Genomic DNA, 10,844 nt, shown 5'->3' on the forward strand with positions numbered 1-10,844 from the left:
ACTGCCAGGCCATCGTGAAGCAGGCCTTCCAGGACGGGCCCCTGCGCCAGAGCGTCGATTTGTCCGGCGTGAACTCGATTAACTTTGCCAGGATCGCGGCCCAGGCGGTGTACTATTTCACCTCCGCGGTGGCCCTCGGCGCGCCGCACCGGGCGGTGAACTTCTGCGTCCCCTCGGGGAATTTCGGCGACGCCTTCGCGGGCTATGTCGCCAGCCGTATGGGTTTGCCGGTGGGCCGGATCATCGTGGCGACCAACGCCAACGACATCCTAGCCCGCACCTTCGAGGACGGCCGCTACGCCCGCGGCCAGGTGCAGGCGACGATCTCGCCGGCCATGGACATCCAGTCCGCCTCGAACTTCGAGCGGCTGTACTTCGAGTGCGTCGACCGCGAGCCGGTCGAGACCGCCCGCGCCTTCGAGGCCTTCGCCTCGGCCGGCGCCCTGGACATCCCGCCCAAGGCCTTCTCGGCCATGCGCGGCCTGTTCCGAGGCCTGGCCGTCGGCGACGACGAGGCCCGCCGCACGATCGTGGCGACGCTGAACGAGACCGGCGAGCTGGTCGATCCGCACACCGCGGTCGCCCTCGCCGCCCTGAAGCGGGCCGAGCCGGCGCCGGGTCCGGTGGTGGTGCTCTCCACCGCCCACGCCGCCAAGTTCCCCGAGGACGTGGCGGACGCCTCCGGCGTGACGCCCGCCCTGCCGCGCGGCGCCGCCGACCTCGCCGGCCGGCCCGAGCGTTTCGAGCGTCTCCCGGCCGACGCGGAGACGATCAAGGCCCATGTCCGCGCCTTCTCCGCGGCCTGAGGTCCATAGGCTCCCGAACGGGGTGCGGGTCGTCTGCGACCCCATTCCGGGCCTGCAGACCATCGCCCTGTCGGTGGTCGCCGGCCGCGGCGCCCGCTCCGAGGACGAGGCCCGCTCCGGCTGGTCGCACCTCCTGGAGCACATGGTCTTCAAAGGCGCCGGCGGCCGCTCGGCCAAGGGCATCGTCGAAGCCATCGAGGCCGAGGGCGGCAACATCAACGCCGCCACCGGCTATGAGCGCACCAGCTTCCAGGTCCGGGCCCTGCGCCACGGCCTCGACCTGGGCTCGGCCGTCCTCGCCGACCTCGTCCAGCGCCCGACCATGGACGCCGACGATCTGCGTCGTGAGAAGCAGGTCGTCGCCCAGGAAATCGCCGAGGCCGCCGACACCCCCGACGACCTTGTCTTCGAGCTGGCCCAGGAGGCCGCCTTCGAGGGCCAGCCGCTCGGCCGTCCGATCCTCGGCACGCCCAAGAGCATCGGCCGCGCCGCCCCGGAAAGCCTCGGCGACTGGCGCGCCGCGCTCTACGCGCCGGAGACCCTGATCGTCAGCGCCGCCGGCGCTGTCGACGCCGCCGAGCTGCTGCGTCTCGCCGAACGGGACTTCGGGGCCATGACCCCCGGCCTGGCCGTCCCGGCGCCGGAGCCCGCCGCTTTTCACGGCGGCGTCCGCACCGTCGCCCGGCCGCTGGAGCAGGCGAACGTCGTCCTCCTGCTGCCGGCCGTCAGCGTCCAGGACCCGGACTACTTCGCCCTGCGCCTGCTGGCCGAGATTCTCGGTGGCGGCATGGCTTCGCGCCTGTTCCAGGAAGCCCGCGAAAAGCGCGGCCTGGCCTATGCCATCGACGCCTATTCGGAGACCTACGCCGACGTCGGCGTACTCGGCGTCTTCGCGGGCTGCGCGGCGGAGGACGTCGCCGAACTCGTCCGCGTCACGGCCGGCGAGATCCAGGGCCTCCTCAGGCCCGTCGGCGAAGCCGAGCTCGCTCGCGCCAAGGCTCAACTGAAAGGCTCGATGTTCATGGGCCGCGAAGGCGCCCTGGCCCGCGCCGAACAGGCCGCTGGCCAGCTCCTGCTGTTCGGCCGGCTGCTTGATCCGGAGCACCTAGCCGCCGAGGTCGATCGCGTCACCGCCGAGGACCTCGCCCGCCTGACGGGCCGCCTCCTCGCAGCCCGCCAGGCCGCCGTCGCCGTCCTCGGCCCCAAGGCTGCCTTGAAAGCCGCCGCCGACGCCGACCGCCTGCTGTTCGCCTAGGCAAAGGCATTGACGCGCCTTTGAAATGCGCGCGAGCTTGCGCCATGGCCCTGCTGGACTGGATCTCGCCGGAAAGCAGCCTGCGCATTGAGGGCGACGGGGTCGTCCTGCGCCCGCCTCGACCCGCGGACTACCTGGAATGGCGGGAGCTGCGCGCCGCGTCCCGCAGTTTCCTGCAGCCCTGGGAGCCGACCTGGCCGGCCGACGATCTGTCCCGCGCCGCCTTCCGCCGGCGTCTCGCCGCCTACCAGCGCGATCGTGACCTCGGCGTCGCCTATCCATTCTTCATCACCCGTCCAGGCGACGGCGCCCTGACCGGCGGCATCACCCTGTCGAACATCCGCCGTGGCGTCGCGCAGATGGGGTCGGTGGGCTACTGGTGCGGCCGGCCGTTCGTCCGCCAGGGACTGACCCTCGCGGCCCTGCGCGCCCTAAGCGGCTTCGCCTTCCGCACCCTGGCGCTGCACCGGCTTGAAGCGGCGTGCATCCCGCAGAACCAGGCCTCTCGCACCCTGCTCGCCAAGGCCGGTTTCGCCGAGGAGGGCTACGCCAAGGCTTATCTGAAAATTAACGGCGAATGGCGAGACCATGTCCTGTTCGGGCTGACCACGCCGCACCAGCCTTTCGAGGCGGACGAGGGCGTGCTGGTCTGACGGGCGTGCGTTCCGCGCCCGCTGCGTATCGACAGTTTGGGCGTTCATGCCGAGCGAACGGTGGACCTGGGATGCGGCGACAACGCTGGAGGCGTTGGGCGCCGCCGACGTCGCGCTCTGGGCCTGGGAGCCGGAGGCCGATCGCCTGCGCCTGACAGGCGCTTCGCGGAACCTCGGCCTCGGCCCACTGGCGCCCGACTGCTCCTCGGCGGCCTTCCGCGCCCTCGCTCTGCCGCAGGACCGCGCCCTCGCCGAGAACCTGCTGCGTGTCCAGGAGCCAGGCAGCGAAATCGCCGTGCGCCTGCGGATGCGCGGCGGCGAGACCTGCCTCTGGCGCGGCGTCTGGCTCGAGGACGGCCCGCGCGCCGCGGGGGTCGTCGCTCCCGAGACGCGCTTCGCCGCGGCCCAGAACGACCCGGTCACCGGCCTCCTCGACCGACGCAGCTTCGTCTCACGCGCTCGCGAACAACTCGACGTAGCCGGCGACTACGAACTCATCGTCGGCGACCTCGACCGTCTGCGCCGGCTCAACCAAGCGCTCGGCCACGAGCGGGCCGACCTGGTGCTCGCCGCCCTCGGCTCGCGCCTGGCGGCCGCGACGCCGCCGGGCGCGGTGCTCGGCCGGATCGGGGAGGACGAGTTCGCGGTCCTAGTGCTGAAGTCCGGCTCGCCCGGCGCCGAGGGCCTGCGCCGCGCGCTCGAACAGCCACTGCGGGTCGCCGGCTTCGACATCCACCCCAGCCTGTCGATGGGGGCGGTGGAGGCGGTCGGCGGGACGGACGCGCCGGAGGCGGCCGAACTGCTGCGCCGGGCCGAACTCGCCGTCGAGACCGCCCGCTCCAACGGCCGTGGCGCCGCCGCCGCCTATGGCCGCGGCCTTGAAAGCGATGGTCTCTCGCGCCTGGCGCTCGAAGGGGACCTGAAGGGCGCCTTGTCCCGCGGTGAGCTCTCGCCTTTCTACCAACCCATCGTCCGCCTCTCGACCGGCGCCCTGTCTGGCTTCGAGGCGCTGGTCCGCTGGCGCCACCCGCGCCGCGGTCTCCTGACTCCAGAGCAGTTCCTGCCGTTGCTGGACGAGATGGGCATGATGGCCGAGCTCGGCGCCCAGATGATGCGCGAGGCCGCCGCCCAGCTCGCCAGCTGGCGCCTCAAGCACCGCGCCGCCGGCGACCTGACGGTGGCCATCAATCTGTCGACCGGCGAGCTCGAACGTTCCGACCTCGTCGCCGACGTCGCCGCCATCCGCCAGCTCACCGGCCTGCCGCCCGGCGCCCTGAAGCTGGAGGTCACCGAAAGCGACGTCATGCGCGATCCCGAGCGCGCCGCCCGGGTGCTGAGCGACCTGCGCGCCGCCGGCGCCGGCTTGGCGCTCGACGACTTCGGCACCGGCTTCTCGTCGCTGTCCTATCTGACGCGCCTGCCGTTCGACACGCTGAAGATCGACCGCTACTTCGTGCGCACCATGGCCACCAACGACGGCTCGGCGAAGATCGTCTCGTCGGTGGTCAAGCTCGGCGGCGACCTGTCGTTGGAGGTGGTGGCCGAGGGCGTCGAGAACGCCGGCATGGCGCGCCAGCTGCTGTCGCTCGGCTGCGACTACGGACAGGGCTTCGGCTATGCCCCGGCCCTGTCCGCCCAGGAGGCGGAGGTCTACCTCAATGAAAGCTACCTCGACGGCGCGGCGCCTCTCATCGCCCGCGGCACCCGAGGCTAGGCTCAGGCCCGCCCGGCGGTGAAGCTCAGCCGCTCGGGATCGACGCCCAGCTTGGCCAGGGCCCGAGCCCATTTGTGCTCGTGGTCGGCGCCGAACAGCAGCGCCTCGTCCGGCGCGCAGGTCAGCCAGACGTTCTCCTTGATCTCGCTCTCGAGCTGGCCGGCGCCCCAGCCGGCGTAGCCAAGCGCCAGGACCGAGCGACGCGGCGCCGGCCCCGCCTCGGCCATCGCCTCCAGTGCATCGCGCGTGGGCGTCAGGGCGACGCCGTCGCCGACTTCCAGGCTGTGCTCGGCCCGATAGTCGTCGGTGTGCAGCACGAAACCCCGCTCACGCTCGACAGGTCCGCCGACCAGCACCAGGTCCGGCGGCGCCTTGATCTGCGACTTGATGTCGAGCCGCGCCAGCAGGTCGGGCACCGTCAGCCCCTCGACGGGACGATTGACCGCCAGCCCCATCGCATGCCGGTCGTCGTGCGCGCAGACCAGGATCAACGCCCGCTCGAACCGGGGATCGGAGATCCCGGGCATGGCGATCAGAAGCTGGCCGGAAAAGAAGCCGTCACTCATCGCCCGCCAATCTCCGCCTCCATCGAGGAGCTTTCAAGGCGCCTTCGCACGTGCTTGGGTGCGCTCGCATTCAAGTTTGAGAGGGCCACATGACCATCAAAGTCGGCGACCGCATTCCCGAGGTGACCCTGACCGAGGCCACCGCTGAGGGTCCTAAGCCCCTGTCGAGCGGCCAGTTCTTCGGCGGTCGACGGATCGCCCTGTTCGCCGTGCCGGGCGCCTTCACCCCGACCTGTTCGGCCAAGCACCTCCCCGGCTTCAAGCAAATGGCTGGCGACATTCAGGGCAAGGGCGTGGACGCTATCGCCTGCGTATCGGTCAACGACGCCTTCGTGATGCGGGCTTGGGCGGAGGATCAGGCGGTCGGCGAGGACATCGTCATGCTGGCCGACGGCAGCGGGGCCTTCACCCAGGCGCTCGGCCTCGACTTCGACGCCTCAAAGTTCGGCATGGGCGTGCGCTCGCAACGCTATTCGATGATCGTCGACGACGGCGTCGTGAAGTCGCTCAACGTCGAGCAGCCCGGCGAATTCAAAGTCTCCGGCGCCGACTATCTGCTGGCCCAGCTCTGAGGAAACGGCCGGCTCAGGAATCGTGAGCCGGCCTCCCCGAACCGCCAGGGCGCCTCGACCGCCTTGCTGATGCCGATCCGCGGCCCGGCGATCACCTCCGGCGCCGGCCCGGGCTCCAGCTCGAACGGCGGCCGGTCAAGGGCCGCGCCGTCGTGTTCGCGGCTGATCGCCAGCGCCTGACAAAGCTTCCCCGGGCCGGAGCACAGCGCCCGCGCGTCGGTCAGCCCCCTTCGCTCACCCATCCGCGCCAATCCCTGCGTCGGCTCCAGCGCCCGGATCAGCACGGCGCTGCCAGGATCCTCGCCGCAGACGAAGTTCAGGCACCAATGGATGCCGTAGGAGCGGTAGACGTACGCCCGACCCACTGGCCCGAACATCGCGGCGTTCCGCGCCGTCGGCCCGGCGAAGGAGTGGGAGGCGGGGTCTTCGTGATGATAGGCCTCGGTCTCGACGATCCGTCCGCCGACGCCGTCGACCCGCAGGGTCCAGCCGATCAGCTCTCGCGCCACCGCCGCCGGATGGCGGCGCCAGAACTCCGGGCTCATTCGGCGGCGAGCACCGCGACGTCGGCGGCGGCGAAGTCGTCCGCGCCGGCGCAGATCGCTTCCTTGGCCCCTGGGGCAAGGGTCAGGACCTGGCTGGCATAGAGCCTCGCCAGCGGCGCCTTGCCGGCCAGCCAGGGATCGCCGGCCGCCCGGTCCGCCGCCAGCAGGGCGTGGCGACCGAGCATCCAGCCGCCGATCACGTCGCCTGCCAGCTTCAGATAAGGGGTCGCCGCCGCCAGGGCGTCCGCCCCGCGGTGCGCCACCACCCAGTCCGTCGCGGCCTCCAGCGCCGCGATCGCCGCGTCGAGCCGCCCGCCGACCTCGGCCAGCTCGCCGGCCTTCGACAGCCGCTCGGCGTCGAGGCGCATGTCGGCGATCAGCGCCCGCATCGCCGCCCCGTCCTGGGCCAGCTTGCGGCCGATCAGGTCGAGGGCCTGGATGCCGTTGGTGCCTTCGTAGATCGGGGCGATCCGCGCATCGCGATAATGCTGCGCTGCGCCGGTCTCCTCGATGAACCCCATGCCGCCGTGCACCTGCAGCGAGGTCGAGGCGACCTCGACGCCGACGTCCGTGGACCAGGCCTTGGCGATCGGGGTCAGCAGCTCCAGCCGCGCCTGGGCCCGCGCCCGGTCGTCGGCGTCTTCCGTCCGGTGGGCGATGTCGGCCATCACTGCGGTGTAGAGGCAAAGGCTCCGCGCCGCGGCGATCCGCGCCTTCGATAGCGCCAGCATCCGCCGCACGTCCGGGTGGCCGATGATCGCCCCGTCCGCAGCCCAAAGCGCCCGGCCTTGCCGCCGCTCCTGGGCATAGGAGAGGGCCTGCTGGAACGCCCGCTCGGCGATGGCGACGCCCTGCACGCCGACCGCCAGCCGCGCGGCGTTCATCATCACGAACATATGGGCGATGCCGTTGTGCAACTCGCCGACCAGCTCCGCCTCGGCGCCCTCGTAAAGCATGACGCAGGTCGGCGAGGCGTGGATGCCGAGCTTGTGTTCCAGCGAGGCGGCGCGGAAATCGTTGCGGGCCCCCAGCTCCCCGTTCTCGCCCAGCCGCTGCCGCGACGTCAGGAACAGGCTGACGCCCTTGTTGCCGGGCGGGGCGTCCGGCGTTCGGGCCAGCACAAGGTGCACGACGTTCTCCGCCAAGTCGTGGTCGCCCCAGCTGATGAAGATCTTCTCGCCGTGCAGGCGATAGGTCCCATCGCCGGCCGGCTCCGCTCGGGTCGTCAGGGCGGATAGGTCGGTCCCGGCCTGGGGCTCGGTCATGCACATGGCCCCGGTCCACTCGCCGCTGACCAGCTTCGGCAGGACGAGGCGCTTCTGCCGCTCATTGCCTTGCAGCTGCAGCGCCTCGATCGCCCCCATCGACAGCATCGGGCAGAGACCGAACGCCATGTTGGCCGCCTGGATCATTTCGTAGACCGCCGTCTCCAGCGGCTTGCCGAGACCCTGGCCGCCGGCCTCGGGCTCCGCAGCGACCGAGGCCCAGCCCTGTTCGATGAACTGCCGATAGGCCCCGACGAAGCCGGCGGGCGCCCGCGGCACGCCGTTCTCCAGCCGTGCGCCCTCCAGGTCGCCGGGGCGGTTGAGCGGCGCCAGGACGTCGGCGGCGAAGGCGCCGGCCGCCTCCAGCACAGCTTCGACCGTCTCGGCATCGAGGTCCGGGAAATATTTGTCGACCAGCTCGTCGTGGCCGACGGCGGAAAGGGCGAACGCCAGTTCGCGGACTGGGGCGCGGAACGTCATCACGAACTCCGTCGATCCGTTGAACCCCTGATTAGAGATCGTCTCGCCAAGCCTGCAAGCGCCGTGTACCGAGCCGCCCATGATCTCGGGTGTGGACCAGCATGCGGTGGAACGGGCGGCGGCCGCCCTGCGCGTCGGGGACCTCGTCCTGATGCCGACGGAGACGGTCTACGGCCTGGCGGCCGACGCCGCCGATCCGCGGGCGGTCGCTAGGGTCTACGCCGCCAAGGGACGGCCGGCGTTCAATCCGCTGATCGCCCACGTCGCCGACGTCGGAGCGGCGACGCGCATCGCCCGTTTCGACGATCGCGCCGCGCGCCTGGCTGAACGCTTCTGGCCGGGACCCTTGACCCTGGTCCTGCCGGCCATCGACGGGGGCGTCTGCGACCTCGCGCGGGCTGGTCTCGATACCGTGGCCGTGCGCGTTCCCGCCCACCCGGCCGCCCGGGCCCTGCTGTCGGCGTTCGGCGGGCCGGTGGTGGCGCCGTCGGCCAACCGCTCGGGCCGGCCCAGCCCGACCACCTTCGACGACGCCCTCGAGGAGACCGGCTCCGCAGCCGCCGCCGCGATGGACGGTGGGCCGTGCGAGGTCGGCCTCGAATCCACCGTCGTCGCCTTGCTCGACGCGCCCCGCTTGCTGCGGCCCGGGGCCGTGACCCGGGCGCAGATCGAGGCGGTGATCGGCCCGCTCTTGGAAGCCGAGGCCGACGCCCGCCGCTCGCCGGGCCGCCTCACCCGCCACTACGCGCCGAACGCGCCGGTCCGGCTGCACGCCGCCGCACCGTTGCCGGGGGAAGCCTGGCTTACCTTCGGGCCGCAGGGCCCTGGGCAGGACGCGGGGGCCTGGAACCTTAGTCCGGCCGGCGACCTCACCGAGGCGGCCGCCAACCTCTTCGCCTTCCTGCGGGCCGCCGACCGGACCAACCCGACCGGCATCGCCGTCGCTCCGATCCCCGAGGCCGGCCTCGGGGAAGCGATCAACGACCGGCTTCGTCGCGCCGCGGGCTTTGTCGGATAGCCGCCGCGGCGCTATCCTCGCCGCATGACAGCCCCCGTCCCCGCCGACATCCTCTCGCGCCTGAAGGCCGTCCTTGGAGAGGGCGGCTGGAGCCAGGAGCCGGATCGCCTGGCCCCCAAGCTGCTGGAATGGCGCGACCGCTGGGTCGGGAACACGCCGTTCCTCGCCCTCCCGCGCACGACCGAGGACGTCGCCGCCGTTATCGGCATCTGTTTCGCGGCCGGCGTGCCCCTGACGGTCCAGGGCGGCAACACGGGCCTGGTGGGCGGCCAGATCCCGATGGGCGAAGTGCTGCTGTCGACCGAGCGGCTGCGCGCCATCCGGGACGTCGACGCCTATGACGACGTCCTGGTCGCCGAGGCGGGGGTGACCCTCAGTGCGGTGCATGAGGCCAGCGCGCAGGTCGGCCGCCGCTTCCCACTGGGCCTGGCCTCGGAAGGCAGCGCCACGGTCGGCGGCTTCGTCTCCACCAACGCCGGCGGCACCCAGGTGCTGCGCTACGGCATGGCTCGCAGCCTGGTGCTTGGCCTAGAGGCGGTGATGCCCAACGGCGAGATCTGGAACGGCCTGAAACGGCTGCGCAAGGACAACACGGGCTACGACCTGAAACAGCTGATGATCGGGGCCGAAGGCACCCTCGGCGTGGTCACCGCCGCGGCCCTGAAGCTCTATCCGCTGATGGCCAGCCGCGCGGTGGCCATGGCCGGTGTCGAGTCGCCCGCAGCCGCCATCGAGCTGCTGGCCCGCGCCAAGGACGAGACAGGCGGCGCTGTCGAGGCGTTCGAGCTGATGTCCCGGATCGGCGTTGACTTCGCATTGCGCAATATCGCGGGCACGCGCGATCCGCTGGCCGAGCCGCACCCCTGGTACGTCCTCGCGGAGTTCGCCTCCGGCGAACCCGGATCGGCGGAGGCGGCGATGGAGCGGTTCCTCGAAGGCGGCTTCGAGGCTGGCCTGATCCGCGACGCCGTCGTCGCCCAGGGCGAGACCCAGGCCAAGGCCCTGTGGGCGATCCGCGAGAACCAGTCCCCGGCCCAGAAGCCGGAAGGCGCGACCTGGAAGCACGACGTCTCGGTGCCGGTCAGCCGCGTCGCCGCCTTCCTCGAGCGGGCCGATGCAGCGGTGCGCGCCCTCGTCCCCGATTGCCGGATCGCCGCATTCGGCCATGTCGGCGACGGCAACATCCACTACGACGTGCTGCGGCCGGACGGCGGCTCGGACCCGCAACACGCGGCCCTGCGCGACGAGGGCTCGCGCCGCGTCCATGACATCGTCGACGAACTCGGCGGATCGATCAGCGCCGAACACGGCCTTGGCGCAATGAAGACGGGCGAAGCCCTGCGCTACAAGAGCCCGGTGGAGGTCGCCGCCATGCGCGCCATCCGGCAGGCCTTCGACCCCAAGCGGATCCTCAATCCCCGCGTCCTCTTCTGACCCTGTCCTTTCCCAGTCTTTGCGGTCTGATTGCCTCTGGCGCCGCCTTCGGATCACCCTTGGCGAGGCGCAAGCCCGGCCTTAAGACCGCGCCATGCTTGTCGTGCTCTCCCCGGCCAAGGCGCTGGACTTTAGCGCCGGTCCCGACTTCGCGCCGCTGACGGCGCCGGAGCTTGCGCAGGACACCGCCGAACTCGCCAAGACCACCCGGGTGCTGAAGGTCGCCGACCTGCGCCGGCTGATGTCGCTTTCGGAGAGCCTCGCCAAGCTCAACCGCGAGCGCTTCCAGGCCTTTGACCCGGCCTCGGAAGATGGGCTTCAGGCCGCCTTCGCCTTCAACGGCGACGTCTACGCAGGTCTGCAGGCCCGCACCCTCGACCGAAAGGCCCTGACCTGGGCGCAGGATCATGTGCGGATCCTCTCCGGGCTCTACGGCCTGCTCCGGCCGATGGACGCCATCCAGCCCTACCGCCTGGAGATGGGCGCCCGCCTGAAGACGAAGCGCGGGGCGAGCCTCTACGAGTTCTGGGGCGCGC

At 71.5% G+C, this 10,844-nt stretch carries 10 protein-coding genes and 1 pseudogene; 8 read left to right on the forward strand and 3 right to left on the reverse strand.

From position 1 onward, the window contains the following. The 4 genes and pseudogenes from ACILRF_RS10820 to ACILRF_RS10835 form a co-directional block, all read left to right on the forward strand. Positions 1-806: pseudogene (locus ACILRF_RS10820) on the forward strand (threonine synthase); the annotation flags it as partial. Then, complete coding sequence (locus tag ACILRF_RS10825; protein WP_395672736.1) at positions 781-2,061, forward strand: M16 family metallopeptidase; 1,281 nt, start codon at positions 781-783, stop codon at positions 2,059-2,061. The pseudogene ACILRF_RS10820 and the gene ACILRF_RS10825, both read left to right, overlap by 26 nt. A 44-nt stretch (positions 2,062-2,105) precedes the next feature. Then, positions 2,106-2,714 (forward strand): GNAT family N-acetyltransferase, encoded by a 609-nt coding sequence (locus ACILRF_RS10830; protein WP_395672738.1) that lies wholly within the window; start codon positions 2,106-2,108, stop codon positions 2,712-2,714. Between the two features lie 46 nt (positions 2,715-2,760). After that, the gene (locus tag ACILRF_RS10835) at positions 2,761-4,428 is read left to right on the forward strand and encodes a putative bifunctional diguanylate cyclase/phosphodiesterase (protein ID WP_395672740.1); all 1,668 of its coding nucleotides are present in this window, start codon (positions 2,761-2,763) and stop codon (positions 4,426-4,428) included. 2 nt (positions 4,429-4,430) lie between these two features. On the opposite strand, the gene ACILRF_RS10840 is transcribed toward ACILRF_RS10835, so the two are convergent. Next, on the reverse strand, positions 4,431-4,994 hold the full coding sequence (locus ACILRF_RS10840) for a YqgE/AlgH family protein (protein WP_395672742.1): 564 nt from the start codon (positions 4,992-4,994) through the stop codon (positions 4,431-4,433). An 89-nt stretch (positions 4,995-5,083) separates the two neighbouring features. Here ACILRF_RS10840 and ACILRF_RS10845 point away from each other — a divergent pair, with 89 nt between their 5' ends. After that, on the forward strand, positions 5,084-5,566 hold the full coding sequence (locus ACILRF_RS10845) for a peroxiredoxin (protein WP_395672744.1): 483 nt from the start codon (positions 5,084-5,086) through the stop codon (positions 5,564-5,566). Here ACILRF_RS10845 and ACILRF_RS10850 read toward each other — a convergent pair. Beyond that, a complete protein-coding gene (locus ACILRF_RS10850; protein WP_395672746.1) occupies positions 5,545-6,111 on the reverse strand; it encodes a DNA-3-methyladenine glycosylase in 567 nt (188 codons plus the stop codon). The genes ACILRF_RS10845 and ACILRF_RS10850 overlap by 22 nt on opposite strands. After that, the gene (locus tag ACILRF_RS10855) at positions 6,108-7,856 is read right to left on the reverse strand and encodes an acyl-CoA dehydrogenase (RefSeq protein WP_395672748.1); all 1,749 of its coding nucleotides are present in this window, start codon (positions 7,854-7,856) and stop codon (positions 6,108-6,110) included. The genes ACILRF_RS10850 and ACILRF_RS10855 overlap by 4 nt, the downstream gene beginning before the upstream one ends. 79 nt (positions 7,857-7,935) lie before the next feature. Between ACILRF_RS10855 and ACILRF_RS10860 the strand changes: the two genes are divergently transcribed. The 3 genes from ACILRF_RS10860 to ACILRF_RS10870 all read left to right on the forward strand — a co-directional run. Further along, complete coding sequence (locus tag ACILRF_RS10860; RefSeq protein ID WP_395672750.1) at positions 7,936-8,874, forward strand: L-threonylcarbamoyladenylate synthase; 939 nt, start codon at positions 7,936-7,938, stop codon at positions 8,872-8,874. Positions 8,875-8,898: 24 nt separating this feature from the next. Then, positions 8,899-10,308 (forward strand): FAD-binding oxidoreductase, encoded by a 1,410-nt coding sequence (locus ACILRF_RS10865; protein ID WP_395672751.1) that lies wholly within the window; start codon positions 8,899-8,901, stop codon positions 10,306-10,308. A gap of 94 nt (positions 10,309-10,402) precedes the next feature. Beyond that, the coding region (locus tag ACILRF_RS10870) for a YaaA family protein (RefSeq protein ID WP_395672753.1) at positions 10,403-10,844 on the forward strand (442 nt) is incomplete at its 3' end.

This window comes from Phenylobacterium sp. (genome assembly GCF_044236515.1).
Classification (GTDB): Bacteria; Pseudomonadota; Alphaproteobacteria; order Caulobacterales; family Caulobacteraceae; genus Phenylobacterium.

Excerpts from the sequence above, each read along its gene's own strand:
- ACILRF_RS10825 (WP_395672736.1), top strand. The coding sequence starts at position 781 with ATGTCCGCGCCTTCTCCGCGGCCTGAGGTCCATAGGCTCCCGAACGGG.
- ACILRF_RS10830 (WP_395672738.1), top strand. The coding sequence starts at position 2,106 with ATGGCCCTGCTGGACTGGATCTCGCCGGAAAGCAGCCTGCGCATTGAG.
- ACILRF_RS10835 (WP_395672740.1), top strand. The coding sequence starts at position 2,761 with ATGCCGAGCGAACGGTGGACCTGGGATGCGGCGACAACGCTGGAGGCG.
- ACILRF_RS10840 (WP_395672742.1), bottom strand. The coding sequence starts at position 4,994 with ATGAGTGACGGCTTCTTTTCCGGCCAGCTTCTGATCGCCATGCCCGGG.
- ACILRF_RS10845 (WP_395672744.1), top strand. The coding sequence starts at position 5,084 with ATGACCATCAAAGTCGGCGACCGCATTCCCGAGGTGACCCTGACCGAG.
- ACILRF_RS10850 (WP_395672746.1), bottom strand. The coding sequence starts at position 6,111 with ATGAGCCCGGAGTTCTGGCGCCGCCATCCGGCGGCGGTGGCGCGAGAG.
- ACILRF_RS10855 (WP_395672748.1), bottom strand. The coding sequence starts at position 7,856 with ATGACGTTCCGCGCCCCAGTCCGCGAACTGGCGTTCGCCCTTTCCGCC.
- ACILRF_RS10860 (WP_395672750.1), top strand. The coding sequence starts at position 7,936 with ATGATCTCGGGTGTGGACCAGCATGCGGTGGAACGGGCGGCGGCCGCC.
- ACILRF_RS10865 (WP_395672751.1), top strand. The coding sequence starts at position 8,899 with ATGACAGCCCCCGTCCCCGCCGACATCCTCTCGCGCCTGAAGGCCGTC.